24 protein-coding genes and 1 tRNA gene are annotated in these 24,901 nt (G+C 69.3%); 16 read left to right on the forward strand and 9 right to left on the reverse strand.

The features are described from left to right. Both ACFHNC_RS23490 and ACFHNC_RS23495 read right to left on the reverse strand, forming a co-directional pair. The coding region (locus tag ACFHNC_RS23490; RefSeq protein WP_437171672.1) for an endonuclease/exonuclease/phosphatase family protein at nt 1-965 on the reverse strand (965 nt) is incomplete at its 3' end. 63 nt (nt 966-1,028) lie between these two features. Beyond that, nucleotides 1,029-2,009, reverse strand: a complete 981-nt coding sequence (locus ACFHNC_RS23495) for an NAD(P)-dependent oxidoreductase (RefSeq protein WP_437171673.1) — start codon at nt 2,007-2,009, stop codon at nt 1,029-1,031. 297 nt (nt 2,010-2,306) lie between these two features. Here ACFHNC_RS23495 and ACFHNC_RS23500 point away from each other — a divergent pair, with 297 nt between their 5' ends. Continuing rightward, nucleotides 2,307-3,896 (forward strand): 2-isopropylmalate synthase, encoded by a 1,590-nt coding sequence (locus ACFHNC_RS23500; protein ID WP_437171674.1) that lies wholly within the window; start codon nt 2,307-2,309, stop codon nt 3,894-3,896. Here ACFHNC_RS23500 and ACFHNC_RS23505 read toward each other — a convergent pair. From ACFHNC_RS23505 to ACFHNC_RS23520, 4 genes are all read right to left on the reverse strand, one after another. Further along, nucleotides 3,844-5,409, reverse strand: a complete 1,566-nt coding sequence (locus tag ACFHNC_RS23505) for a sensor histidine kinase (protein WP_437171675.1) — start codon at nt 5,407-5,409, stop codon at nt 3,844-3,846. The genes ACFHNC_RS23500 and ACFHNC_RS23505 overlap by 53 nt on opposite strands. Before the next feature lie 105 nt (nt 5,410-5,514). Further along, nucleotides 5,515-5,712, reverse strand: a complete 198-nt coding sequence (locus ACFHNC_RS23510; RefSeq protein WP_437171676.1) for a hypothetical protein — start codon at nt 5,710-5,712, stop codon at nt 5,515-5,517. A 63-nt stretch (nt 5,713-5,775) separates the two neighbouring features. After that, entirely contained in the window at nt 5,776-6,381 is a 606-nt protein-coding gene (locus tag ACFHNC_RS23515) for a sigma-70 family RNA polymerase sigma factor (RefSeq protein WP_437171677.1), read from the reverse strand. Between the two features lie 67 nt (nt 6,382-6,448). After that, complete coding sequence (locus ACFHNC_RS23520) at nt 6,449-6,979, reverse strand: sigma-70 family RNA polymerase sigma factor (protein WP_437171678.1); 531 nt, start codon at nt 6,977-6,979, stop codon at nt 6,449-6,451. Nucleotides 6,980-7,048: 69 nt separating this feature from the next. On the opposite strand from ACFHNC_RS23520, the gene ACFHNC_RS23525 reads away from it, so the two are divergent. The 4 genes from ACFHNC_RS23525 (at nt 7,049) to ACFHNC_RS23540 (ending at nt 10,667) form a co-directional block, all read left to right on the forward strand. Further along, nucleotides 7,049-7,810, forward strand: a complete 762-nt coding sequence (locus tag ACFHNC_RS23525; RefSeq protein ID WP_437171679.1) for a PhyR family response regulator anti-anti-sigma factor — start codon at nt 7,049-7,051, stop codon at nt 7,808-7,810. Nucleotides 7,811-7,894: 84 nt separating this feature from the next. Then, the gene (locus tag ACFHNC_RS23530) at nt 7,895-8,059 is read left to right on the forward strand and encodes a DUF1328 domain-containing protein (RefSeq protein WP_437171680.1); all 165 of its coding nucleotides are present in this window, start codon (nt 7,895-7,897) and stop codon (nt 8,057-8,059) included. 19 nt (nt 8,060-8,078) lie between these two features. After that, on the forward strand, nt 8,079-8,819 hold the full coding sequence (locus ACFHNC_RS23535; protein WP_437171681.1) for a hypothetical protein: 741 nt from the start codon (nt 8,079-8,081) through the stop codon (nt 8,817-8,819). A gap of 6 nt (nt 8,820-8,825) precedes the next feature. Continuing rightward, nucleotides 8,826-10,667: an ABC transporter ATP-binding protein/permease gene (locus tag ACFHNC_RS23540; RefSeq protein WP_437171682.1), complete on the forward strand. Its 1,842-nt coding sequence runs from the start codon at nt 8,826-8,828 to the stop codon at nt 10,665-10,667. Nucleotides 10,668-10,964: 297 nt separating this feature from the next. Here the strand turns inward: ACFHNC_RS23540 and ACFHNC_RS23545 are convergent, their stop codons facing one another. Then, a complete protein-coding gene (locus tag ACFHNC_RS23545; protein WP_305671016.1) occupies nt 10,965-11,198 on the reverse strand; it encodes a YMGG-like glycine zipper-containing protein in 234 nt (77 codons plus the stop codon). A gap of 298 nt (nt 11,199-11,496) precedes the next feature. On the opposite strand from ACFHNC_RS23545, the gene ACFHNC_RS23550 reads away from it, so the two are divergent. The 11 genes from ACFHNC_RS23550 to ACFHNC_RS23600 all read left to right on the forward strand — a co-directional run bounded on the left by ACFHNC_RS23550 (nt 11,497) and on the right by ACFHNC_RS23600 (nt 22,926). Further along, on the forward strand, nt 11,497-12,540 hold the full coding sequence (locus ACFHNC_RS23550; RefSeq protein WP_437171683.1) for a rod shape-determining protein: 1,044 nt from the start codon (nt 11,497-11,499) through the stop codon (nt 12,538-12,540). Nucleotides 12,541-12,651: 111 nt separating this feature from the next. After that, on the forward strand, nt 12,652-13,515 hold the full coding sequence (mreC, locus tag ACFHNC_RS23555) for a rod shape-determining protein MreC (protein ID WP_437171684.1): 864 nt from the start codon (nt 12,652-12,654) through the stop codon (nt 13,513-13,515). 15 nt (nt 13,516-13,530) lie between these two features. After that, complete coding sequence (locus tag ACFHNC_RS23560) at nt 13,531-14,064, forward strand: rod shape-determining protein MreD (RefSeq protein ID WP_437171685.1); 534 nt, start codon at nt 13,531-13,533, stop codon at nt 14,062-14,064. Between the two features lie 223 nt (nt 14,065-14,287). Continuing rightward, entirely contained in the window at nt 14,288-16,177 is a 1,890-nt protein-coding gene (gene mrdA / locus ACFHNC_RS23565) for a penicillin-binding protein 2 (RefSeq protein WP_437171686.1), read from the forward strand. Between the two features lie 24 nt (nt 16,178-16,201). Then, nucleotides 16,202-17,353 carry a rod shape-determining protein RodA gene (rodA, locus tag ACFHNC_RS23570; protein ID WP_437171687.1) on the forward strand — a complete coding sequence of 384 codons (1,152 nt, stop codon included), beginning with the start codon at nt 16,202-16,204 and terminating at the stop codon, nt 17,351-17,353. A gap of 112 nt (nt 17,354-17,465) precedes the next feature. After that, nucleotides 17,466-17,541 (forward strand) — tRNA-Lys (locus ACFHNC_RS23575). Nucleotides 17,542-17,907: 366 nt separating this feature from the next. Further along, a complete protein-coding gene (locus ACFHNC_RS23580; RefSeq protein WP_437171688.1) occupies nt 17,908-18,813 on the forward strand; it encodes an MBL fold metallo-hydrolase in 906 nt (301 codons plus the stop codon). 326 nt (nt 18,814-19,139) lie between these two features. Beyond that, on the forward strand, nt 19,140-20,621 hold the full coding sequence (locus ACFHNC_RS23585; protein ID WP_437171689.1) for an SLC13 family permease: 1,482 nt from the start codon (nt 19,140-19,142) through the stop codon (nt 20,619-20,621). A gap of 1 nt (nt 20,622) precedes the next feature. Then, nucleotides 20,623-21,582 (forward strand): lactate/malate family dehydrogenase, encoded by a 960-nt coding sequence (locus tag ACFHNC_RS23590; protein ID WP_437171690.1) that lies wholly within the window; start codon nt 20,623-20,625, stop codon nt 21,580-21,582. Between the two features lie 334 nt (nt 21,583-21,916). Then, a complete protein-coding gene (locus ACFHNC_RS23595) occupies nt 21,917-22,114 on the forward strand; it encodes a hypothetical protein (protein ID WP_437171691.1) in 198 nt (65 codons plus the stop codon). A gap of 74 nt (nt 22,115-22,188) precedes the next feature. Further along, complete coding sequence (locus tag ACFHNC_RS23600; RefSeq protein ID WP_437171692.1) at nt 22,189-22,926, forward strand: cytochrome c oxidase assembly protein; 738 nt, start codon at nt 22,189-22,191, stop codon at nt 22,924-22,926. A gap of 6 nt (nt 22,927-22,932) precedes the next feature. On the opposite strand, the gene ACFHNC_RS23605 is transcribed toward ACFHNC_RS23600, so the two are convergent. After that, entirely contained in the window at nt 22,933-24,213 is a 1,281-nt protein-coding gene (locus ACFHNC_RS23605; RefSeq protein WP_437171693.1) for a DUF2254 domain-containing protein, read from the reverse strand. A gap of 66 nt (nt 24,214-24,279) precedes the next feature. Next, entirely contained in the window at nt 24,280-24,771 is a 492-nt protein-coding gene (locus ACFHNC_RS23610) for a DUF421 domain-containing protein (protein ID WP_437171694.1), read from the reverse strand. Nucleotides 24,772-24,901 lie beyond the last annotated feature (130 nt).

Below are 24,901 nucleotides of genomic sequence, written 5' to 3' on the forward strand. Positions count from 1 at the left end.
TCGACCAGCGCCACCCCCACCGCATGGTGGTCGCTGAAGCCATCCGCCTGGATGCCGCCCCGGACCGCGGGCCGCAGGAAGGGGCGGGGCCGGCCGTTGAGGCCTGGCGGTCGCAGGATGGCCATCGGCCCCTCCAGCCGCAGGCCGCTGCTGCCGTTGACCAGCGCCCGGCCCGCCAGCATCTGGTCCAGCATGTTGGGCTGGCCGCTGTAGAAATAGGTGCCCTCGCCGGACCCGGCCAGGGGCGAGGCCAGGTTCAGGAAGCGTCGCACCACCCGCAGCGGCCCGCTGCCCAGCCGCCCCGCCACCCGGTCCCGCGCATTGGTCGCCAGCGCGTAATGCACCAGGGACCGGTCGAAGGGCTCGTCGTTGAAGTCGCCCATGGCGAGCACGGCGACATCCTCGCCCTGCTCCTCATGGATGCGGGTGTGCCAATGGGCCAGCGTCTCCGCCGCCGTCATGCGGTAGGGCTCGCTCTCGAACTGGCCGCCGGAGCGGGAGGGCCAGTGATTGGCCAGCAGCACCAGGCTGCGGCCGGCGGCCGTGGTGAAGCTCGCCTGCAGGATGTCGCGCGTATAGGTCCGGCGCATGATGAAGTGGGTGAAGATCTTCTTCCGGTCCACTTTGTAGCGGTCCTTGCGGTACAGGAAGGCGGTGTCGATGCCGCGGGCGTCCAGCCCATCTGCATGCACGAAGCCCCATTTGCGGCTGCCCAGCTTCTGCACCAGCCGCGTCAGCACGCCGGCGCTCTCCACCTCGCAGACCCCGAGGATGCCGGGGCCGGCCCCGCCCTCCATCGCCGCGATGGCGCGTGCGATCTGGGCGAGCTTCAGGTCCAGCACCGCCGCATCCCAGCCTTTGAGGTCGGCCGCCAGGCGCCTGTCGAGGCCGCCGCTGCGCGGCGCGTCCTCGGTATCGAACAGGTTTTCCAGATTCCAGAAGGCGATGAAGTGGCGGTCCGCCATGGTCGTGATCCCCCGGCACCGGGCAGCAGGATGCGACAGGGGGCGGGCGGGCCGCCAGTGGTTTCACACCCGCGACGTTTGCAGGATCTCCGGATTCACCATCATTGAGGGGTCGGCCCGGCCATCGAGCACATCCAGGATGTTCTGGGCCGAGATCCGCGCCATGCGGTTCATCCCTTCCTCGGTGCTCGCCGCCGAATGCGGGCTGATCACCACATTGGGCAGGCCCAGCAGCGGGTTGCCCGGCGTGGCCGGCTCCACCTCCAGCACATCGAGGCCGGCGCCCATCAGGTGGCCGGATTGCAGCGCGGCGACCAGGGCTTCCTGCTGCACCACCGGCCCGCGGGCGGTATTCACCAGGATGGCGCCCGGCTTCATGGCGGCGAAGGCGCCAGCATTCATCAGGTGATGCGTGGCGGGTGAGAGCGGACAATGCAGCGTCACCACATCAGCCTCCGTCAGGCCCGCATGCAGGTCGCGCACCGCGCGGAAGCCATCGGCGGCGATGCGGTGCGGGGAGAAGCCGGGGTCCAGCACCGCGACATCCATCTGGAACGACTTGAGATACTGCGCCACCCGCGTCCCGATGCGGCCATAGCCCACCACCAAGGCGCGCTTCCCGGCGAGGTCCACCATCCGCAGCCCGCCCGGCGGCCACCAGCCGCCGCCGGCCACGTGGTTGTGGATATCCACCGCCCGCCGCGCCACCGTCAGCAGCAGCATCATGGCGTGCTCGGCCACCGACAGATCGTTCGAGCCATTGGCCACCATCACCGCCACGCCGCGCTCCGAACACGCCGGCACATCCACCGTGTCGTATCCAACCCCGATGCGGGAGACGACGCGTAGCTGCTTCGCCGCGGCCAGCGCCGCGCGGTCCATCCGCTCCAGCCAGCACAGCGTGCCATGGGCATCGGCGATGGCGGCGTGCCATGCGGCCGGGCCGGGATTGTCCAACACCACCAGATCCAGCTCCGGCCGCGCGGCAAACACCGCCATGCCAGCCTCGGGCAACCTGCGGCCGAGCACCACCTTGAACGCCATTCTGTCTGTTCCCCCTTGGACTGCCCCATGCTGGCAAGGCCGCGCGGATCGCGCCAGCGCTTGCGGCCGTGGCATGGCCTCGCTATCGTCAAATCAGCCATGACGATCCGCGCCGCCCGTACCGAGCTGACCGCCGCCCTCCGGGTCGGCCTGCGGCTGCGCGCGCTCCTTCTCCTTCGACTTAGCCACCCCTGGGCGTAAGCTCCGGCCAGTGATGGTCGGTATCGCTCAGGGGACCCTGGGGGCAGGCTTGCCCTCGCGCATGGCATGACGAATCAGAAGCAAGGAACGCCCCCAATGGCCATCAATCACCCGTCTTTCGGGGTCATGGACCCCGACCGCGTCATCATATTCGACACGACGCTGCGTGACGGTGAGCAATCCCCCGGCTTCTCCATGAACCTGGAGGAGAAGCTGCGCATGGCCGAGGCCCTGGCCGAGCTCGGCGCCGATGTGCTGGAAGCCGGCTTCCCCATTGCCAGCCCCGGCGATTTCGAGAGCGTCCAATCCATCGCCCGTCGCTTCGCCAAGGATGGCCCCGTGGTCTGCGGCCTGGCCCGCACCTCCCCGGGTGATATCCAGAAGGCGGCCGACGCCATCAAGGACGCCGCGCGCGGCCGCATCCACACCTTCGTCTCGACCTCGCCCCTGCATATGCGGGTAAAGCTGCGGATGGAGCCGGATGCAGTGCTGGAGATGGTCACCGCCTCCGTTACCATGGCGCGCAACGCGACCGCCGATGTCGAATGGTCCGCCGAGGACGGCACGCGGACGGAGATGGATTTCCTCTGCCGCTGCGTCGAGGCAGCCATCAAGGCCGGCGCCACCACCATCAATATCCCCGATACGGTGGGCTACGCGGTGCCGGAAGACATGCACCGCATTTTTGCGAACGTCCGTGAACGGGTTCCCGGGGCGGATCGGATCGTCCTGTCCACCCACAACCACAACGACCTGGGTCTCGCGGTCGCCAACACCATCGCCGCGATCCGCGCCGGCGCCCGCCAGGTGGAATGCACCATCAACGGCATCGGCGAACGGGCCGGCAATGCGAGCCTGGAGGAGATCGCCATGGCGCTGCGCACGCGCCACGATGCGATCCCGGTCACCAACGGCGTCCGCACGCAGAACATCCTGCGGACCTCCCGCCTGCTGGCCACCATCACCGGCTTCGACGTGCAGCCCAACAAGGCGGTCGTCGGCCGCAACGCCTTCGCCCATGAATCCGGCATTCACCAGGACGGCATGCTGAAGGATTCCTCGACCTATGAGATCATGACGCCCGAGAGCGTCGGCTGGACCAAGTCGTCCCTCGTGCTGGGCAAGCATTCGGGCCGCGCAGCCTTCAAGGACAAGCTGAAGGCGCTGGGCTACGAGGTCGGCGACAACGCCATGAACGACGCCTTCAAGCGCTTCAAGGATCTCGCCGACCGCAAGAAGGTTGTCTACGACGAGGACATCGTGGCGCTGGTGGATGATGAGGTCGTCCGCGCGAACGACCGCATCAAGCTGCTGGGCCTGTCCGTCTCCACCGGCATGCACACCCGCCCCATCGCCTCAATCGCGCTGGAAGTGGATGGCGAGCAGCGAGAAGGGGTGGCCGGCGGCGATGGCGGCGTGGATGCCACCTTCGCGGCGCTGCGGGTGGCCTTCCCGCATGATGTGAACCTGAAGCTCTACGCCGTGCAGGCGGTGACCGGCGGCACCGACGCCCAGGCGCGCGTGACCGTGCGGCTGGAGGAGGAAGGCAAGCTGGTGGACGGGCAGGGGGCGGATACGGACACCATCGTCGCCAGCGCGCGGGCCTATGTGCACGCGCTGAACAAGCTGCTGGTCAAGCGGGCGCGGACGGCGCCTGCGGAGATGGGTCAGGCGCTTTCGGCCTGAGCGCCGGCGGCGGGCGGGGCGTAGGCGGGCGCAGCGGGAAATCCAGCGCCAGCCCCGCCTCCTGCCGCTTCAGCTCCGCCCCCAATTGCCGCGCCAGGCCGCGCAGCAGCAGGGCGCGAAGCTGGTCATCGGGGCGCGGCACCACGCCATCATCCTCGATCTCCAGGGTCGCACGGCGGTCATCGGCCGAGACATTGATGAGGATGCGGCCGCCCATGCCCGGCGGAAAGCCCTGCTTCAGCGCGGCGGACACCGCCTCCGTGATGATCAGCGCCAGCGGCACGGCCTGGTCCGAGGAAATCCGCAGTGCCGGCGCCGTCACATCCAGCGCGATGCGGCGGCCGGGCTTGTCGCCGATGGCAGCGAACAGCTGCACGCCCAGCTCCTCGATGAAGGCACCGAGGTCGATCGCCTCCGGGTCGTGATGCGCGTACATGTGGCGGTGCAGCGTGGCCAGGGCGCCGATGCGGTCCCGCGCCGCCTCGAATTCGATGCGCGCCTGGCTGTCCGTCACGCGCTGGGCCTGCAGCGCCAGCAGGCTGCTGACGATCTGCAGGTTGTTCTTCACCCGGTGGTGCACCTCCGCCGCCAGGATCTCGGCCCGCTCGATGGCGGCCTGCAGGTCCTGTTCGCGTTCGGCCAGCGCCTTGGCGCCGGCCTGGAAGCTTTCGGCCAGGTCGCGGATCTCGTCCGGCATGTCGGCGATGCCCGGAATTTCGAAGGGCGCCGCGCCGGCATTCCATCTGGACACCGCCCGCCGCAGCCGCGATAGCGGGCGGGTCACGGCGTAGTTGGCGCCGAGCACCACGGCCAGGATGCTGAGACCGAGCAGCGTGCCCACCTCCGCCAGGCGCTGCGTCGCGGCCAGGTAGGCGGCGGCGCGGATCGGCGCCGTTGGCCGCGCCACCACCAGGAAGGCCTGGGTGGACAGGGTGCCACGCGCCGCCAGCACCTCTGCCCCCTCGAATGTCGCGCGTGTCGCACTGCCGTCCGGCGCCGCGCTGGGCGGGGCTTCGGCGGAGGTGGAAGGACCCAGCGGCCAGGACCGATGCTCGGCATCCACCAGCCAGCCGAGCAGGCCAGCCGGTAGGGCCGGCGGCGCCACCCGCGCCATTAGCAGGCGCCCCGACACCGGCAGGGTCCGCAATACCGCGATCATGCCGGAGGCACTGGCCAGAATCAGGGAATCCGTGGCGGTGGACAGCCGCGCCCTCAGCTCAGGGCCGATGGCGGGCAAGGTGGTGCCGGGACACTCCACCTCCAGCACTACGCCTTCCGGCGCGCCCTGGCCCAGCCATTCGCCACAGCTCGCGTCGCCCGCCTGCCAGGTTCCGGCAATGCCCCGCAAAACGCCATCGGCGGCGGCGATGCGCCCGGCGAAGGACGCCACGGCCAGGTCGCGTTCCCGCGACAGGTCGCGATCGGCCTGGCTGATGGCGCTGCGGTAGCCCATGAAGGCGCCGGTCAGCACCAGCAGCACCACCGGAAAGGCCGCGATCAGTAGCAGGCACAACAAACGACCCCGCAGGCTGGCCTGGGGGCGCGGAAGGCTCCAGCGTCGCGGCGTTCCGCCGGGCGTGCTCATCGCGGTTGTCGTATCTCTCCGGCGCGGCGCGGCCTATTTGCTGCGCCGGTTCCGATCCTCCTCGATGAGGCGCATGAGTTCGGGCGGAATCGGCTCCGCCGCAACGTCGTCGTAAAGCTTATGCAGCCCGCGCTGCAGCCAGAGGTCGAACGCATCTTCGCCCGCACGTTCAGCCTTGCGCTTCGGTGCCTTGGGGGAGGGCGCGGGCTTGCTGCTGTCGCTGCTGTCCATGTCCATCGCCGAAGCCGGCACCGCCCGTAGCCCATGCCCGGTGCGGAGCCTGGCACTCTCGACTTAAGCCAGCAGGTGGTGTTCGCCAACCCCCGAACCGTTTCGCGTATGTCGCGACCCGCGGTCGCCGCTGGGGCCGCTGATCCGCGCCCGCTCGGTGCGCTGCTCGTCGGTCGTCGCTGCGGCGGATTCCTCGCCGGCCAGCCAGACCTGGAGCTGGCGACGGGCGCGGAAGACGCGGCTTTTCGCGGTACCCACCGCACAGCCGGTCGATTCCGCAACCTCCTCATAGGACATGCCCTGCAGCACCACCATGAACAGCGCCTCGCGCTGGTCGGCCGGCAGGCGGTTCACGGCATTGCCGAGTTCCTTCAGCACCAGGCGGTCTTCATGCGTCGCCGAGACGGCGAAGGCACCTGCCGGCACATCCTCGATATCCGTGGTCTCGCGCTGCTTGCGGAGCGTGCTGATGAAGCGGTTGCGCAGGATACGGTGCATCCAGGCGGCAAAATTGGTACCCGGAGTGAAGCTGTTCTGGGCGGCAAGTGCGTTCGCCACGGCGTCCTGCACCAGGTCATCCGCGGCGGCCCGGTTGCGGGTCAATGCCAGGGCCTGCACCCGAAGACGGGGCAGAAGCGCAATGACCTGACCGTGGAACTCGTTCGCCATGCTGTTTGCTCCATGCATCATGCCATCTGAATGAATGGCGGGCCGCGATGGTTGCATCGCGCTTCCGTTACCCATTCACAGGCGCGAGAGCGCGTGACAGCGCGCTGCGGGCGCGGGAGACGCGGGCCTTCATGGTGCCGACCGGCACCTCGCAGATCGCCGCCGCCGCCTCCAGCGTCAGGCCGCGGGCGGCCACCAGCATCAGCGCCTCCCGCATCGCCGGCGGCAGGCCGGCTACGGCGCGGGCCAGGTCGCGCACCGCATGGGCGCTTTCCTGGTCCGGCGGGCGGGCGGCCTCGGCCTCCGGCGGGTTCGCCTCGACATGGTCGCGTTCCCGCCGCGCCTTGCGCCAGCCCTCGCGGAAGGTGTTGCGCAGCACCGTCAGCCCCCAGGGCCGCAGCGCCGCCTGCGGGTCATCGGCCAACCCGGGGGGCGGCACGAAGCTGGCCAGGCCGCGCAGCATCCGCAGCACGGTCTCCTGCACCAAATCATCGGCTTCTGCTCGCGAACGCGTCAGCATTCGGGCTGCGGCGCGCAGTTCCGGCAACAACTGCGCGATCACGGTGCGCAAGGCGCCGGAGTTCTCTTGTTCGTCCACACCACACTGCATATCAAGTCCGGGAGGTATGCGGCAGCGTGTGCCGCGTATTTGGGAGATGACAAGGCGATGAGCGAGATCGATCGCACCGCGCTGATCGGCGCCCTGCCCTATGCGCGCCGCTTTGCCCGCGCCTTGACCGGCTCCCAGTCCCGAGGCGACGGTCTGGTGGCGGAGGCGCTTCGGGGTGAGCTGGCGGTGCCGGAGGGTGCGCGAGAGGGACGGCTGCTGGCGCGGCTGGCCCTGTACCGCGCGATCTGCCGCATCTCGGGCGACAGCCCGGATGGGGCGGATGGCCAGGGGGATGGCCTGAGCCGGCCGCAGCGCATGCTGCTGCTGCTGACCTCGCTGGAGGAGCTGGAGCCAGCCCAGGCCGCGCTGGCGCTCAGTATCCCGACCGATGAGGCGATGGCGCATGTCGAGGCGGCGCGCGGCCATTTGCGCGCCGGGGCGGTGGCGCGGGTGCTGATCATCGAGGATGAGCCGATCATCGCACTGGACCTCCAGCAACTGGTCGAGGCCGCGGGGCATGAGGTGGTGGGCATCGCGGCTTCCGAGGATGAGGCGGTGGCGATCGCGGCCGCCGAACGGCCGACTCTGGTGCTGGCGGATGTGAACCTCGGCGCCGGCGGCGATGGGACTTCGGCCGTGGCGCGCATCATGCGGACGCAGCAGGCGCCGGTGATCTTCGTGACCGCCTATCCGGAGCGGCTGCTGACCGGGCAGGATCTGGAGCCCGCCTTCATCATCACCAAGCCCTTCGAGCCGACGACGCTGGCCATCGCGACCTATCAGGCGGTGACCCGCGGGGTGCATCTCGACCCGGTGTAACGAATTCACGCGCCACTGTTGTCCGGGCCGGAACCGTCCCGGCGACAGTGGCGTTGATCCGGCGCAATCTGACCGGAGTTCCCCATGCTGTACTGGACCCTTGTTTTCCTCGTCGTGGCCCTGGTCGCGGGCCTGCTGGGCTTTGGCGGCATTGCCTCCGCCTTCGGCGGCATCGCGCAGATCCTGTTCGCTGTCTTCATCGTGCTGTTCCTGCTGAGCCTGATCTTCGGCGCCTTCCGAACGCGCTGAACCTGGCAGGCCGCCGCCCGTGCGCGTGATCCCGGCGCTGGTGGTGTGCGCGGCCGCCGCCTTGGCCCTGGCCCCGGCCATGGCCCAGGCGCCCGGCAACCCGCCGTCGCGCGCGCAATTCTGGTTCGACCCCACCCAGCTTCCCGCCTTTACCGGCACGGTCGACCGCTACCTGGCCAATCCCGGGGGCGAGACCGATGCGCTGCTGTTCCGGGAGGGGCCGCAGGTGGTCTTCCCGCCTGACATGGCCGAGGCGGTGCGCCGCGCCGCGCCGGCTGGGCAGCCGCTCATCGTCTGGGGCATCCGTGCCCGCGAGGCGCCGGTGATCACCATGCTGGCCTTCGCGGCATCGCAGGATGCGGAGCCGGGCGTGGTGGATCGGTTCTACTGGCGCCTGGGCGGCGGCCTCCCGGCCCAGTCCCAGCCGCTCGCCGTCGCCGGGACCGTGCGTGCGCCCTATTTCGCGCCGCAGGGCCAGTTGGTGGGTGCGGTGCTGGAGGATGGCACCGTGGTGCTGCTGCCGCCCGGCGCTGCCGAGCCATTCCGCAACCTGCTGCGCGCCGGCGCCCGGCTTGCCGCCGAGGGCCGCGGCTTTGCCGGCGAGGCGGGGCGCGCAGTGACGGCCGACAGGCTGGGCGAGGCGGTCGATGCGCTGCGTCCGGTGTTGCCGCCCGAGGCGTCTCCATCCGCTCCCACCGAGAGCCCGCCCGCCGCCTTCGTCTCCAACCCGCCTGCGCCAGCGGCGCAGCCGCAACGCTGAGCCGCCATGTCCGACCCGATCCCTGCGGCCATCGACCTCCCGCCGCAGGAGGGCCTCATGCGCCGCTTCTGGCGCCTGGCCCGAGGCTACTACACCTCCCCCGGTGATCGGCGGAGGGCCTGGTTGCTGACGGCCGCGGTGGTCGGCCTGACCCTGTTCCAGATTGGCGTGCAAGTGCGGTTCAACCTGTGGAACCGTGACTTCTTCAACGCCCTCGAGAACCGCGACAGCTCGGCATTCTACGGCCAGATGTGGATGTTCGCGCTGCTGACGGTGCTGGCCATGCTGGCCGCCGTAGGCCAGCTCTGGGCCCGCCAGGCGCTGATGCTGGGCTGGCGGCGCTGGCTGGTGCACCGGCTGCAGAGACGCTGGCTGGAGAATGGCCGGCACTACCAGCTGAATTTCCTGCCCGGCGCCGCCGACAATCCCGACCAGCGGATCAGCGAGAACACCCGCTGGGCGACCGCCATGGCGGTGGACCTGACCATCGGGCTGCTCAGCGCCATCCTGACCCTGGCGAGCTTCCTCGGCATCCTGTGGTCGCTCTCCGGCCCGCTGCGGATGTCCTACAGTGGCACCGAGTTCGAGATCCCCGGCTACATGGTCTGGTGCGCCCTGCTCTACGCGCTGGTCGGCTCCATCGCGACCATGTGGATCGGCGGGCCGATGGTGGACATCAACATCCGCCGCAACCAGGCCGAGAGCGACCACCGCTTCGCGCTGATCCGCATGCGGGAGAACAGCGAGGGCATCGCCCTGATCCGCGGCGAGGCGGATGAGGATCGGGGCCTGCAACGCGCCTTCGGCCGCGTCGTCTCCGTCATGAAGGAGCTGTACGACCGTGAGCGCCGGCTGATGTGGCTGACCAGCGGCTACGGCATGGCCGCCGGCGTCATCCCCATTCTGGTGGCGAGCCCGCGCTACTTCGCCGGCGCCATCACGCTGGGCGTGCTGATGCAGATCAGCTCCGCCTTCCTGGAGGTGACGCGTGGGCTGAACTGGTTCGTGGACAATTTCCCCAAGCTGGCGGACTGGCGCAGCCATGTGGAGCGGGTGGTGGATCTGGAGGACACCTTCGACACGGCCGAGGCCATGGCCGGCCAGGCCCGCATCGACATCATCGAGGCGAAGCCGGACGCGGCGGAGGAGGTGCTGGCCTTCCGCGACCTGCAGGTGGCGCATTCCGACGGCAATGTTGTGATCCAGGGCGCCAATGCGGAAATCCGCGCGGGCGAGAAGGTGTTGATCGTGGGCGAAAGCGGGAGCGGCAAATCCACCCTGTTCCGCGCCATTGCCGGCTTCTGGCCCTGGGGGGCGGGCGAGATCCGCATCCCATCGCGGTCGCACATGATGTTCATGCCGCAGCGCCCGTACATCCCCCTCGGCACGCTGCGCGCCGCGCTGACCTACCCGTCCGCAACCGGCGACTTCCCGGAGGAGACGCAGCGGGCGGCGCTGGAGCGCTGCGGCCTGCCGCATCTGGTCGCCAGGCTGGAGAATGAGGAGCGTTGGGATCGCGTGCTGTCACTCGGTGAGCAGCAGCGCCTCGCCTTCGCGCGCCTGCTGCTGCACAAGCCGCGCTGGGTGTTCCTGGACGAGGCGACAGCGGCGCTGGACGAGGAGAACCAGGATCAGATGATGCGCCTGTTCCGCGAGGAACTGGATGGCACGGCGTTGATCTCGATCGGTCATCGACCCGGCCTCGATGTCTATCATGACCGCACCCTGCAATTGCTGCGTGCGCCGGATGGGGCACGGCTGCAGGTGCGCCGCAAGCCGGTGCGGGAGCGCGGCCGCCGCATCGCCGACGGCCGCGCGGCATTGCAGCGCATGCTGCGCCGCAGCTGAAACCAATGCTGCGCCGGAGCTTGGGCGGGCCGCGGGACGGGCTGTCTCATCGGCGAGCCGGCCCGGCTTCCCGGTGCTGGCGCAGAGCGCTGATCCGGTATGGCAGACGGCGCTGCGGGATGCCGCATGCCGGGCCGCGTGGCCCCGATGGCGCGCCGGGTTGGGCACAGGCCGTCAGCAGCGCGAGGCAAGGCAGGCCTGGGGCATGGCGTCAGCCACCGACGTAACGATCTCGCACGTTTAAGGGCCGGCCTCCCGCGGAAGCCGGCCCCTATCTGCGTTCACGCGGTGAGCGGCTCAGCGCCAGGCGGGGCGGCCGAGATTGACGGTGCCGGGGCTGGTTAGCGCACCACCGGCCGCGCCGGCGGCGCCGCCCAGCAAGGCACCCGTGCCGGCACTGCCGGTCAGCGAGCCGACCGCAGCGCCGGCGCCGGCGCCCAGCAGGCCGCCCGAGACCGCGCGGTCGCCGGTGGTCTGGCCGCAGGCGGCCAGGCCGCCGGCGAGGATCAACAGAATGGGAAGCTTCTTCATGGGGGAACCTCTTGGCGTGGGTCGATGCACCCACAACGCCGCCAACGCCCGCCGGTTCGCCCGCACCATTGCGGTTTCGTGCGTTTTCTTCGGTTGGGGTCAACGATATCCGCACGACCTTATGACAGGGCTTGAGCCTGGGGCGGGGGAGGGGTATCGGAAGCGCCTCGCGCCACCCCGCGGAACCGTCGGCACCGGACGGTGCCAGGCCCAGGGCCTCCAAGCCCGGGACTGGCCCGAAACGGCCAGATGAGGCCCGGCGCGGTGACATCTTCGACACTCGGAAGGTTCCGGCTGCATGTTCTCCCGCCTGTTCGGCTTTCTCTCGGCCGACATGGCCATCGACCTCGGCACCGCGAATACGCTGGTCTATGTGAAGGGGCGGGGCATCGTGCTGAACGAGCCCTCCGTCGTCGCCATTTCAGACCATCGCGGCAAGAAGCAGGTCCTGGCGGTGGGGGAGGAAGCCAAGCTGATGCTCGGCCGCACCCCCGGCAACATCGCCGCCATCCGCCCGCTGCGGGATGGCGTGATCGCCGATTTCGAGGTGGCGGAGGAAATGATCAAGCATTTCATCCGCAAGGTGCACAACCGACGGTCCTTTGCCTCGCCGATGATCATCGTCTGCGTCCCCTCCGGCTCCACCGCCGTGGAACGCCGCGCCATCCAGGAATCGGCGGAATCCGCAGGCGCCCGGAAGGTGCTGCTGATCGAGGAGCCGATGGCGGCGGCGATCGGCGCCGGGCTGCCGGTGACGGAGCCCTCCGGATCCATGGTGGTGGATATCGGCGGCGGCACCACGGAAGTGGCGGTGATCTCGCTCGGAGGCATCGTCTATGCGCGCAGCGTGCGCGTCGGCGGCGACAAGATGGATGAGGCGATCATCAGCTACATTCGCCGCAACCATAACCTGCTGATCGGCGAGAGCACCGCCGAGCGCATCAAGATGGAAATCGGCGCCGCCGCCCCGCCCTGGGAAGGCGAGGAAGGCCCGCTGACCGATGTGAAGGGCCGCGACCTTATGAACGGCGTGCCGCGTGAAGTGGTGGTCAGCCAGCGCCAGATCGCCGAGAGCCTCTATGAGCCGGTGATCCAGATCGTCGAGGCGGTGCGCGTGGCGCTGGAGAATACGCCACCCGAACTCGCCGCCGATATCGTCGACAAGGGCATCGTCCTGACCGGCGGCGGCGCACTGCTGCATCGCCTGGATGGCGTGCTGCGGGAGGCGACGGGCCTGCCCGTGGTGGTGGCGGAGGAGGCGCTGTCATGCGTTGCGCTCGGCACCGGACGCGCCCTTGAGGAAATGAAGCGCCTTCGCCACGTGCTGACCTCGATGTACTGAACTTGGCCGCGGGGCGGATGACGCTCCGGAAGATGTTGATCTTAAAGCACCGCATGGGGTCAGATGCTCGTCTGATCCCGCTATGCCATGTGGGGCAGGGGGGCAGGCCGTTTGATCCGACTCAGCATTCCGCTCCGCCAGGCCCTGGCGCGGCTTTCGCTGCCGGTGCTGATCGCGGCAGCCTTCGGCACCATGCTGCTCGGCAAGGCGGATGCGATGCTGGCCGAACGCGCGCGCATCGCCCTGGCCGACGCGCTGGCGCCCTTCTACGCCGCCTTCGCCGAACCTGCCCGCGCCGTGCGGGATGCGGCGGAGGATCTGCAGCGGCTTCTGGTGCTGCGGGAGGAAAACGCCCGGCTGCTGGAGGAGAATGAGCATCTGCGCCGCTGGCAGGCCGCCGCCCTGACGCTGGAGGCGGAGAATGCGATGCTGCGCCGGCAACTGGATTTCGTGCCGGAACGGGCGCCCGCCTTCCATACCGCCCGCGTGGTGGCCGATGGCGGCGGCGTCTACGCCCGCGCCGTGCTGCTTTCCGTGCCACCCGAGATGCAGGTGCGGCGCGGCCAGATCGCGCTGGATGAGCGTGGCTTTGCCGGGCGCGTGACGGAGGTCGGCAGCCGCTCCGCCCGCGTGTTGCTGGCCACCGATATGAACAGCCGCATCCCGGTGACGCTGGAAGGCAGCCGGGTGCGCGCCATGCTGGTCGGCACCAACGGCGCCCGGCCGCGCTTGCAGCACTGGTCCGAGGGCGGCCGCCCGGCGGAGGGGGAGCGCGTGGTGACCAGTGCCGAAGGTGTCTCCTTCCCGGCCGGCCTGCCGGTGGGCGTGGTGCGCTGGACCGAGGGCGGGGTGGCGGAGGTGGAGTTGTTCGCGCGGACTGACCGGCTGGACGTGGTGCGGCTGTTCGATTTCGGCCTGGGCGGGATTCTGCCGCCCGAGGCGATCGCGCGGCCCGAACCACGGCCCCGGCGCTGAACCGCGGCGCGACCTATGGTCGGACGCCCGGAACCCTCGCCCGGATTGCTGCGGCGTCTGGACGACATGGCCCGCGCCAGCTTCCCGGCGACCAGCACGGCGCTGCTGATGGTGCTGGCGGCAGGGCCGTCCGGCGTGCCAGCGCTGGTGCCGGCGGCGGCGCTGCCCTGCATCATCTTCTGGTCGGTGTTCCGGCCCGGCGCGATGCCGCCGCCGGCGGTGTTCCTGCTCGGCCTGCTGCAGGACCTGCTGACCATGGCGCCACTCGGCACCGGGGTGGTGACGTTGCTGGTGGCGCACGGCATGGCTGTCGCCTGGCGACGCTTCCTGGTGCGGCAGAGCTTCATGTTCGTCTGGCTCGCCTTCTGCGCCTTTTCCGCCGGCACCGCGCTGCTCGGCTGGCTGCTGACCGCGCTCCTGGCCTGGAACCTGCCCGCGCCGGCACCGGCCCTGCACCAGGCAGCGCTTTCGGCCGGGTTGTACCCCGCCTTCGCCTTCGTCCTCAGCCGCATCCACGGCGTGATGCGCCGCGCGGAGGAGACACCGTGATCCCCGGGAAAGAACTGACAGGGATGACGGTACCACCGCCAGGCGGCCCGCGCACTTCAGCGGGCCGAGGCCGCGAATGCGGCCCGCGCCCAGACCATCCGCGCGGCCGGGCGCACCAGTGCACCGGCGCGCAGCCAAGCCCGCGGAGCGGGCGCCCGGCGCATGAGGGCAAGAACTCATCAAGCGCGCGGAGCGCGCGCCCGCCGCTTGAGGGCAAAGATTTATGAGCCGCAAGCAGCGGGAGCAGGAGCGGGTTCGCGGCATCTTCAGCCGGCGGGCGCTGGCGCTCGGCCTGGGGCAGATGGGGCTGCTCGGCTTCCTGGCGCACCGGCTGCACCGGCTCCAGGTGGACGAGGGCGAACGCTACGCCACGCTGGCGGAGGAGAATCGCCTCTCGGCCCGGCTGCTGGCGCCGCCGCGCGGGCGGGTACTGGACCGCGAAGGCCGGCTGATCGCCGGCAACCAGCTCAACTGGCGGGCCCTGCTGACGGCGGAACAGACCACCGATGTCGGCGCCACGCTGGAAACCTTCAGCCGCATCGTGCCGCTGACCGAGGCGGAGCGCACGCGGATCGAGCGCGATGTGCGCCGCCGCCGCCGCTTCGTGCCCGTCACGGTGCGGGACTACCTGACCTGGGAGGAGATGGCGCGGATCGAGCTGAACGCGCCCGATCTGCCGGGCATCAGCGTCGATGTCGGCACCACCCGCGTCTACCCGGAAGCCGACCACCTCGCGCATATCGTGGGCTATGTGGCGCCGCCGGCGGAAAGCGACATGGATGGCGACCCGCTGCTGGAGCTGCCCGGCATCCGCGTCGGCCGGTCGGGCATCGAGCGGCATCACGACCTGGTGCTGCGCGGCCGTGCCGGGGCGGTGCAGATGGAGGTGAATGCCGTCGGCCGCATCATCCGTGAGCTGGACCGGCGGGAGGGCGTGCAGGGCCAGGATGTGCAGCTTTCGGTGGATGCCGCGCTGACCCGGACGCTGCGCGGCAAGATCGAGGAAGGCACCTCCGTCGTGCTGATGGATGCGCGGAACGGGGAAGTGCTGGCGATGGCCACCCAGCCCTCCTTCGACCCCAACCTGTTCAACTCCGGCGTCTCCGCGGCGCAATGGCGGGAATGGACCCGCAACCGGGCAACGCCGCTGATCAACAAGGCGACCAACGGGCTGTATGCGCCGGGCTCCACCTTCAAGATGGTGGTGGCACTGGCGGTGCTGGAGGCGCGGGTGGCGACGCCGGGGGAGCGCGTGTTCTGCCCCGGGCACATGGACCTCGGTGAATCTCGCTTCCACTGCTGGAATCGCAGCGGGCATGGCGCGGTGGATATGCGCCAGGCGCTGAAAGTGTCCTGCGACGTGTATTTCTATGAAATGGCCAAGCGCCTGGGCATCGACCGGATCGCCGCGATGGGGCGCCGCTTCGGCCTCGGCGTGCCGCTGGAGATCGAGCTGCCGGGCATCCGCAACGGGCTGATGCCGACGCGCGAATGGCGCCAGGCGCAGGGCCGCGGCTGGGCGCTGGGCGATACGGTGGTGCACGGCATCGGCCAGGGCTTCTACCAGCTGACACCGCTGCAACTGGCGACGATGACAGCGCGCCTCGCCACCGGCCGCGCCGTGCAGCCGCATCTGACGCGCAGCGTCGGCGGTCGGCTGGTACGCGGCACGAGGGCAGAGGACTGGCCGAGCCTCGGCATTCCCGAACGCGACCTGCGCCTGGTGCGGGAGGCGATGTGGGCGGTGGTGAATGAGGCAGGCGGCACGGCCCGTGCAGCGCGTCTGCCTGGCGAGCTCGGAATGATGTCCGGCAAGACCGGCACCACCCAGGTGCGACGGGTGACGCGGGAGCAGCGCGAGCGCGGCTTCCGGGTGGACCAGGTGCCGCGCGAATGGCGCCCGCATGCGCTGTTCGTAGCCTACGCGCCGCATGACAACCCGGTCTTCGCCGTCTCCGTCATCGTCGAACATGGCAGTTCCGGCTCCGCCGCCGCGGCGCCGCTGGCGCGCGACGTGCTGATCGAGGCCTTCCAGCAGCTGCGCCCGGGGCCGGGCGGCAATTTCGGCGCGCGGGTGGCGGAGGCGCCGCGGCCCGGCGTCATCCGGCCATGAGATTCGCCCCATGAGGTTCGCCCCATGAGGTTCGAGCGTCGCCTTCTGTTGCGCGAACGCGGCACCGGGGTGCTGGAGAAGCTGTGGCAGATCCCGTGGATCTTCGTGCTGCTGCTCTGTGCCGTGGGCGGGGTCGGCTATGTCGCGCTGTATTCGGCCGGCGGCGGCGCGCCGGAGCCCTATGCCGCGCGGCACGCCATCCGCTTCGGTTTCGGCCTGGTGCTGATGCTGTCCATCGCCCTGGTCGATATCCGGCTGATCGCCCGGTTCGCTTGGCTCGGCTATGCAGGCGGCATCGTGCTGCTGGTGATGGTGGCGCTGCATGGCCAGGTGGGCGGCGGCGCGCAGCGCTGGCTGGATCTCGGCGGCTTCCAGTTGCAGCCCTCGGAGCTGATGAAGATTCTGCTGGTGGTTGCGCTGGCATCCTGGTTCCACCGGGCATCCTGGGAAAAGATGGGCAACCCGCTGTTCCTGGTGCCGCCGATCCTGGCCGTCCTGCTGCCGGCGGCGCTGATCCTGAAGCAGCCCAATCTGGGCACCGCGCTGATCACGCTGATGGTCGGCGGGGCGGTGTTCTTCGCGGCCGGCGTGCGGTTGTGGAAATTCGCCGTGGTGCTGGGGGTGGCGGCGATCGCCGCGCCTATCGCCTATGACAATCTGCGTGACTACCAGCGCGCCCGCATCACCACCTTCCTCGACCCGGAGAGCGACCCGCTGGGCGCCGGCTACAACATCATCCAGTCGAAGATCGCGCTGGGATCGGGCGGATTCTGGGGCAAGGGGTTCCTGCAGGGCACCCAGGGCCACCTGAACTTCCTGCCGGAGAAGCAGACCGACTTCATCTTCACCATGCTGGCGGAGGAATTTGGCCTGGTCGGCGCGCTGAGCGTGCTCGGCCTGCTCTCCTGCGTGATCGCCTTCGGCTTCCTGGTGGCGCTGCGCAGCCGGCACCAGTTCGGGCGGCTGCTGGCGGCGGGGCTTGCCACCAACTTCTTCATGTATGTCTTCGTCAATATCGCGATGGTGACCGGTGCCATTCCGGTGGGCGGCGTGCCGCTGCCGCTGATCAGCCATGGCGGGTCCGCGATGCTGACGGCGATGGTCGGCTTTGGCTTGCTGATGTCCGCGCATGTCCACCGGGATACGGAGTGGGAGGCGGCGCGGGGCGAGCAATGACGCGACAAGCCATCAGGGGCGGGCATGGCGGATTTGCGGATGGTTTCGCCTGTGTGGGGTGGACAAGCCCGGCGCGCCGATCTAAATCGCCCGCCTCGCCGCAATGCGGTGCGGGCGCTTAGCTCAGTTGGTAGAGCAGCTGACTCTTAATCAGCGGGTCGTAGGTTCGAGCCCTACAGCGCCCACCAATCATTCCAAGACCTTACGACAAAAAATGGGCCAAAACCGCCCTTACGGTCTGTCCTGCGGGCCCTTGGTGGCCCCGACGGGCTGAATCAGCCGCTCCGATCCCCACCAAGCTCTCCTGGCGAAACACGCTCTGCATGGCTGCCTCCGGCATCGCGGGGCGGTTCAGTCCGTTTGCACAGCACAGTCAGAATCGCCGTCGGAAATAGCCTTCAAGCGCCGTCGCGCGACCTCACGATCGGATGCGCTGGTCCCGTTGCGCCGTTGCTATCCGGACCACGCCAGTCAATGTCATCGAATGCGATGCTGCCGGGCAGCGAACTGCACGCGACGCAGCACGATCAGCATGTCACGGAGGTGCAGGCAGCATGAACATCGCACAGCAACCGGGTCTCGCGGGCCGCCCCGACGTAGCCGCCTTCTATGACGAGCGCACCTCAAGCCTGCAGTATGTCGTGGCCGATCCCGCAACACGGGCCTGCGCCATCATCGACCCGGTGCTGGACTTCGATGACAAGTCGGGCGCCACCGCGACCCGCTCGGCAGATACGATGCTGGACTTCATCCGCGAGCAGGGGCTCCGCCTCGACTGGATCCTCGACACGCATCCACATGCCGACCATTTCTCGGCCGCCGGGTATCTGCACGACACCACGGGCGCGCCCACAGCGATCGGCGAGCATGTCGTCAAGGTGCAGCAACTCTGGAAGCGCCTGTACCACTGGCCGGACAGCTTCATGACCGATGGCTCGCAGTGGAACCGGCTGTTCGCCGATGGCGACCGCTTCCGCATCGGGGATCTGGAGGCCGGGGTGATGTTCTCCCCGGGCCACACCATGGCCTCCATCACCTATGTCATCGGCGACGCCGCCTTCATTCACGACACGCTGTTCATGCCCGATGGCGGCTCGGCACGCGCCGATTTCCCGGGCGGTGACGCGATGGTGCTGTGGGCCAGCATCCAGCGCATCCTCGCCCTGCCCGACGCGACGCGCCTGTTCACCGGGCACGACTATCAGCCGGACGGCCGGGAACTGGCGTGGGAAAGCACCGTTGCGCAGCAGAAGGCGGAGAATGCGCATGTGCGCGGCCAGGACGAGGCAAGCTTCGTTCGGCTGCGGACCGAGCGCGACCGGACCCTGCCGATGCCGAAGCTGATCCTGCAGTCGCTGCAGGTGAACATCGCCGGCGGCCGCCTGCCGCAGCCGGAGAGTGATGGCCGCCGCTACCTCAAGATCCCGCTGGATGCGCTCGGCGACGCACCCTGGGACTGAAGGGGCCGCGGATCTCGCCGAAGGTCGTCCGGCGTCGCGCCGGTCGGCCGACGAACTCCGCCCAAATCTCCCGCACCAATAAAGTTTTCTGACGGCCGACGAATCCGGCCGCCGACGCGTTGCGTGCGGGAAGTCATCGTCGTCGATCTGATATCGATCTCGCAGCCCATACGCCCTTGCGCGCCGGGCGCACGGGAACGGTGTCAGTCCAGGCCATGTCTTGCTCGATAGCGGCCAGCTGGCGATTGGCATCTGAAGGCACAAGCGGAACGCTCGGCGACAGATCACCAAGGCGCACGACCAACCAAACGTCAGGAGTGCGCCACATGCTGCTCATGTCGCCGGCGGAACCTCAATCAAACCGCAAGCTTGCCTGGCTGGCCTTCGCCATCGGGGCCTATATCACCGTGCTGCTGCTGCCGACGCCGGAGGGTCTTTCGGCCTCGGGCCAGGTGGCGCTGGGGCTTCTGGTGCTGGTGGTGATCCTCTGGATCACCGAATGCGTCTCGCCCGCCGCCAGCGCGGTTCTGCTGATTGGCGGCGCGGTGCTGGGCCTCATGGGCAAGCCGTTGCAGGCGGGCGGCACGCCGATGCGCTCCGTCGAGGCCCTGACGGTGATGCTGGCCGGCTTCTCCTCCACCGCCGTCATCCTTGTGGCGGGCGCCCTTTTCCTTGCCGTCGCACTGCGCCTCACCGGCCTCGATCGCCGCGTCGCCCTGCTGGTGATGAGCCGCGTCGGCATCTCGGCCGCCCGGCTGACCCTGGGCGCGATGATCGTGGGGTTCGTGCTGGCGCTGTTCATTCCCTCCGCCACCGCCCGTGTCGGCGCCATCATTCCCATCATGATCGGTGTGACCGTGGCGCTGGGCCTGCCTGTGGCCAGCAGCCTAGGCGCCACGCTCATGATCGTGACGGCGCAGGCCTGCTCCATCTTCAACATCGCGGTGAAGACCGGCGCTGCCCAGAACCTGATCAGCCTGAACTTCATGCAGTCCAGCTTTGAGCGCACGGTGACCTGGGGCGAGTGGTTCGTCACCGCGCTGCCGCTCACGCTGTCGATGAGCGTGGTGCTGTTCTTCGTCTCCCTGCTCCTGCTGCGCCCGCAGGTGCCACCGGCGGCGGAGGCGCGGGAGCGGCTGGCAAAGGAGGTCGCGGGCCTCGGCCCGGTCACCTTGGCGGAATGGCGGCTGATGCTGGTGGCCGGCCTGCTGCTGGTGGCCTGGTCCACGGAGGGCTGGCTGCACCCGCTGGATACCACCACCGTCACCCTGGTCGGCATCGCGCTGCTGCTGATGCCGCGCTTCGGTGTGATGACCTGGGCGGGGGCGGAGAAGCAGGTGCCCTGGGGCACCATCGTCCTGTTCGCCGCCGGCATCGCGCTGGGCATCCTGCTGGCCCGCACCGGGGCCGCCGCCTGGCTGGCCGGCGCGACGCTCGGGCAGTTGGGACTGGAGACACGATCCGTGGTGGCGGTTGTCGGTGCGCTGTCGCTGTTCAGCATCATCCTGCATTTGGGCTTTGCCTCGGCGACGGGCCTGGCCAGCACGCTGATCCCGATCATGATCGCCTTCGCGCAGACCCTGCCCTTCGGGCCGCAGACCATCTTCGGCATCGTGATGATCCAGGCCTATGTGGTGTCCTTCGGTTTCATCCTGCCGACCAACGCGCCGCAGAACATGCTCTGCTACGGAACGGGCGCCTTCACCACGATGCAGTTCGCCAAGGTTGGCGTGGTGATGACCGTCGCGGGGCTTGGGCTGATCCTGCTGCTGTCCGCGACGATCTGGCCGATGATGGGAGTGCTCTGAGATGCGCGGCAAGGTGGGCATCGTGGGCGCGGGCCAGGTGGGGGCCGCGTGCGGCTTTCTGCTGGCGCAGACGCCTGGCGTGGATGAGCTGGTCCTGGTGGATCAGGACGCGGCACGGGCCGCCTCGGAGGCCGCCGATATCGGGCACGCCGCGGCCTTCGGCCCGGCGGCCCAGGTAGGGGCAGGTGACTACGCCGACCTGGCCGGGGCGCAGCTCGTGGTCATTGCCGCAGGCGCCAACCTGAAGCCGGGCCAGACCCGACTCGACCTGCTGGCAGTCAATGTGAAGGTGGTCGGCGCCGTGCTGGAACAGGTGCTCCGCGTCGCGCCCGATGTGGTGCTGCTGGTCGCGACCAATCCTGTCGATGTCATGCCGGCACTGGCGGTGCGGCGCTTCGGGGTGCCGCCGGGGCGGGCGATCGGCACCGGCTGCGCGCTGGATTCGGCGCGCTTCCGCGATCGGCTCGCACGGCATCTGGGCGTGGCGGCAAGCTCCGTCCACGCCTATGTGCTGGGCGAACACGGCGATTCCGAAGTGCTGCACTGGAGCGGGGCGCAGGCCGCGGGCATGCCGCTCATCCGCTTCGCCGAGCAGATCGGCCGCCCGCTGCCCGCCGATCTGCGCGCGACGATGGCCAACGAGGTCCGCAGCTCCGCCTACCGGATCAAGGAGGGCAAGGGCGTCTCAAACTACGGCATCGCCGGCTCCGTCGCGCGGCTCGCGCGCAGCATCGTCAATGACGAACAGGCCGTGTTCAGCGTCTCCACCTTCATGGAGGAACTGCTGGGGGTGACGGAGACCTGTGTTTCACTGCCCCATCTCCTCGGCGCCCGCGGCGCGTCCCGTCCCCTGCTGCCGGAGATGGATGTGGCGGAGACGGACGCGCTGAGGCGAAGCGCCGCCCTGCTGCACGATACCATCCGTATGGGGCTGGACCAGATTGCGGGGGATGGTCGCTGATCGCCCCGCACCGCGGCCGGCGATATTGGCCGCTGGCTAACCGGTTGCAGCGTGGGGGCGTCCACCCTGGACATCTGAACGGAGGGCTTCGGCGGGCTGCCATGCAGCGCAACGTGTCCCGTTGCCATCGAAATTCTCAATCGATGCAATGCGACGGGCCGCAATCATGAATTTGGCGAATGATATCCGTCGTGGTTACGGCACCCACCGCAAAAGATTCTCGTTTGTCGGTAGATATTTGCCTGGACGGCGCCGCGTACGAATTTTAAGGCAGTGAGAGATTGAGACTCCGGTACCGCAACATCACGCGGCCGGATTATGCAGGAGGTTCGCGATGGCAGCAAAGCTGGACCAGGCTTTGACTAGCATGCCTGATCTTGCCCCGAGCGCCGAGGTGGCCGAGTTGGTGGCCATCTGGCAGATGCTGCCGTCATCCAAGCGCCGTCTTCTGCTGGAGCAGTTCCGCCAGGCGGCGCGTGCCGAACTGGGGGCGACCGTTGCCCCGGAACGGCTGCTGCACGGCGTCAGCTAGCCGCGGCGGTCCCTGCAACCGAAGCCTCGCCACCTCGTTCCCGCTGCAACCAACTGCGCGCGAGGGCTTCGCTGATGAACCCCATTCCGTTCTGCGGTCCGCCGCCGCTGCCTGGCGGCGCCGTCTGGAACACCCACCCGGTGCTGATCGCCGTGCTGCTGCTGGGCGCGGCGGGCACACTGGCGCTGCTGCGCCGCGAGGGCAGGGAGGCGGCCTGGCCGATGGCTGGCTGGGCCATGCTTGCGCTGGCGCTGGTCTCCCCGCTGTGCTCCCTGTCCGTCGCGTTGTTCAGCGTGCGGGTGACGCAGCATCTGGTCGTGGTGCTGGGCGCGGCGCCCCTGCTGGCGATGGCCGCGATGCGGTTGCGATCGGTGGCGCGCGGCGGATTGGCCGCGCCGGCCGCGGCCTTCTTCGTGCTGCTGTGGCTGTGGCACGCGCCCGGACCCTATGCGGCGACCTTCGCGGCGGATGGCATCGCCTATTGGATGATGCATGTCTCGCTGGCTTTCAGCGCCACCTGGTTCTGGGCGGCGCTGCTGCGCCTGGCCCCGGTGCGGCCGATGGCGGCGGTTGTCAGCGCGCTGACCACGGCGATCCAGATGGGTGTGCTCGGCGCGCTGCTGACCTTCGCGCCTCGGCCGCTCTATGCCGTGCACGCGCCGGATGTGACGCTGCCCTGGGGCTATACCCCGCTGGAGGACCAGCAGCTTGGCGGCCTGCTGATGTGGGTGCCGGGTGGGCTGCTGTTCGTGCTGGTGCTTGCCGCAAGTCTTGCCCTGGCCTTGCGCCCGGGCGCGCGCGCCACATCCTGAGGCGCCTCAGCCGGCAGGAAACAGCGCGTGTCGTTCCATGATCGCATTCCGTGCCGATGAATCGGCCGTGCCGCGCAGCGCCGCGTCACGCGCCAGGTCGGCATGGCGAGCCAGGGCGGCGCGGCGCTGCAAATCCTGATCCACCGCGGCCGTCGCGGCCAGCACTTCCAGCAGCCGGATCATGACGGCGGGCTGCGTGGCACCCGCCTGGCGCAGCATGTGGAACATCGCATCCGCCAGCCCTTCGTAATTGGTCGCCGGCCGCGCCACCCGAAGTTGGCCATCGCGCCATATCCGCCCGCTCGGCAGCCTGCGGCCGGCCAGCCCAGCCAGCGCCGCGCCCAACTGGTCCAGCACAGCAATGGCGGTGAAGGGGTCGTTGATGCCGGGGGACAGGGCACGGAGCGCGATCTCAACCAACTGCCGCACCGCATGTTCCAGATCCTGCTCGACGCTTCGCATCTGTCCCAGGATCATGGCTTCGGCGATCTGTTCCTGGGCCGCTTCCCGCAGCCCTGCGGGCGTGACGCTACCGACCGTGCTGCCGGGAAACACGAAGTCGCCGGGCCGCGTTTCCAGATGCAGCACCGCATCCTGCTCTGCCGCCCAATCGGCCAGCGCCGCGTCATCCAGGACCCGCAGATAGCCGCTGCCAGGCGCGGTAAGCGATGCCTCGTATCGCAGTCCGGACGGCGTCGGGGCCGGCTCCGCCGGCGTGTCCCGGCAGGCCCGATCCAGCGCCTCGGTCAGATCCTGCTGCACCAGCGCCACCACGCGGTCCACGCTGATCGAGGCGGCGACATGATGCAGGAACCAGATCAGCACCCCGATGCAGGCGAAGCCCATCAGCAGCCCGACCGAAACGGCCAGTTGCGGCACGAAGGCCCCTTCATCCGCTTCATGCACGGATCGCAGCGCCACCAGGGAATAGGCGAAGGTCGCGACCAGGGCGCCGAGTGCATACTGGTTGCCGGGATCGCGCGTGAAATTCCGCAGCAGTCGCGGCCCCATCTGGCTGGAGGCCAGCGTCAACGCGGCCACGGTGATGGAGAAGGTGGTGCCGGCGACCCCGATGGTGGCGCCGGCCAGCACGCCCAGCACATCCCGCGCCCCGGCGGCGCCGCCGACATAGAACCAGTCATCCAGCCCGTCCGGCAGCCAGACCCAGCCTTCCGCCAGGACCAGCACCTGCGCCAGCACGATGGCTGTCATCACCATCACCGCCGGGCGCACCCAGAAGGAGGCCAGCAGATCGGCCCACCATTGCCTCAGCCGCACCGTGCCCATCCGCCGCATCCTCCATTCGTCCAAGGAGCGCAACGAGCGGGGGCGGCCGCGGTTCGTCGCCTGCGGTCAGGTCTCGCCCCGTGCGGGGACCACGCTCATGGTCCCGTCGGTCTCCAGCACCACCGATTCGGCCTTTTCCGGCCCGGAGAGGCCGCCGGAGCGGAGCGCGGCCAGCATCTCCGCCTCCGTCACCCGCTGGTTGCGCATCGCCGTCTCCAGCAGCCGCCCGTGATGCAGCAGCAGCGTCGGTTCGGATTTCACCAGGTCACTGAACCGGGCGGAGCGTACCGAGAGCCACGCCACCAGAAACTGCAGCCCGATCAGCAGCAGCAGCGCCACCAGGCCCTCGGCCAGCGAGACGCTGCGATTCAGCAGCACGGTCGCCAGAGTGGAGCCAAGCGCCACCGTCACCACCAGGTCGAAGGCGTTCAGCTTGGCCAGGGTGCGCTTGCCGGAGATGCGCAGGAACAGCACGAGCGCAGGATAGGCGAGGCTGCCCACCAGCAGCACTCGCAGCAGGGACGTCCAGTCCTGGAACAGCATGTCGGCAATAGGCATGCCCAGCCAACGCCGCCCAGACCGGCCGCGTTCCCCGATTGCGACGGAATGGGGGGATCCTGCCCATCCCAAGCGAAGCGCCGGTGCCTGAGGGGGGGGGGGGGGGGGGGGTTCAACCACCCAAGCACCA

Origin of the sequence: Falsiroseomonas sp. E2-1-a4 (assembly GCF_051433165.1) — a bacterium.
GTDB lineage: Bacteria > Pseudomonadota > Alphaproteobacteria > Acetobacterales > Acetobacteraceae > Falsiroseomonas.

Excerpts from the sequence above, each read along its gene's own strand:
- ACFHNC_RS23495 (WP_437171673.1), bottom strand. The coding sequence starts at position 2,009 with ATGGCGTTCAAGGTGGTGCTCGGCCGCAGGTTGCCCGAGGCTGGCATG.
- ACFHNC_RS23500 (WP_437171674.1), top strand. The coding sequence starts at position 2,307 with ATGGCCATCAATCACCCGTCTTTCGGGGTCATGGACCCCGACCGCGTC.
- ACFHNC_RS23510 (WP_437171676.1), bottom strand. The coding sequence starts at position 5,712 with ATGGACAGCAGCGACAGCAGCAAGCCCGCGCCCTCCCCCAAGGCACCG.
- ACFHNC_RS23515 (WP_437171677.1), bottom strand. The coding sequence starts at position 6,381 with ATGGCGAACGAGTTCCACGGTCAGGTCATTGCGCTTCTGCCCCGTCTT.
- ACFHNC_RS23525 (WP_437171679.1), top strand. The coding sequence starts at position 7,049 with ATGAGCGAGATCGATCGCACCGCGCTGATCGGCGCCCTGCCCTATGCG.
- ACFHNC_RS23530 (WP_437171680.1), top strand. The coding sequence starts at position 7,895 with ATGCTGTACTGGACCCTTGTTTTCCTCGTCGTGGCCCTGGTCGCGGGC.
- ACFHNC_RS23540 (WP_437171682.1), top strand. The coding sequence starts at position 8,826 with ATGTCCGACCCGATCCCTGCGGCCATCGACCTCCCGCCGCAGGAGGGC.
- ACFHNC_RS23545 (WP_305671016.1), bottom strand. The coding sequence starts at position 11,198 with ATGAAGAAGCTTCCCATTCTGTTGATCCTCGCCGGCGGCCTGGCCGCC.
- ACFHNC_RS23550 (WP_437171683.1), top strand. The coding sequence starts at position 11,497 with ATGTTCTCCCGCCTGTTCGGCTTTCTCTCGGCCGACATGGCCATCGAC.
- ACFHNC_RS23560 (WP_437171685.1), top strand. The coding sequence starts at position 13,531 with ATGGTCGGACGCCCGGAACCCTCGCCCGGATTGCTGCGGCGTCTGGAC.
- mrdA (WP_437171686.1), top strand. The coding sequence starts at position 14,288 with ATGAGCCGCAAGCAGCGGGAGCAGGAGCGGGTTCGCGGCATCTTCAGC.
- rodA (WP_437171687.1), top strand. The coding sequence starts at position 16,202 with ATGAGGTTCGAGCGTCGCCTTCTGTTGCGCGAACGCGGCACCGGGGTG.
- ACFHNC_RS23580 (WP_437171688.1), top strand. The coding sequence starts at position 17,908 with ATGAACATCGCACAGCAACCGGGTCTCGCGGGCCGCCCCGACGTAGCC.
- ACFHNC_RS23585 (WP_437171689.1), top strand. The coding sequence starts at position 19,140 with ATGCTGCTCATGTCGCCGGCGGAACCTCAATCAAACCGCAAGCTTGCC.
- ACFHNC_RS23590 (WP_437171690.1), top strand. The coding sequence starts at position 20,623 with ATGCGCGGCAAGGTGGGCATCGTGGGCGCGGGCCAGGTGGGGGCCGCG.
- ACFHNC_RS23595 (WP_437171691.1), top strand. The coding sequence starts at position 21,917 with ATGGCAGCAAAGCTGGACCAGGCTTTGACTAGCATGCCTGATCTTGCC.
- ACFHNC_RS23600 (WP_437171692.1), top strand. The coding sequence starts at position 22,189 with ATGAACCCCATTCCGTTCTGCGGTCCGCCGCCGCTGCCTGGCGGCGCC.
- ACFHNC_RS23605 (WP_437171693.1), bottom strand. The coding sequence starts at position 24,213 with ATGGGCACGGTGCGGCTGAGGCAATGGTGGGCCGATCTGCTGGCCTCC.
- ACFHNC_RS23610 (WP_437171694.1), bottom strand. The coding sequence starts at position 24,771 with ATGCCTATTGCCGACATGCTGTTCCAGGACTGGACGTCCCTGCTGCGA.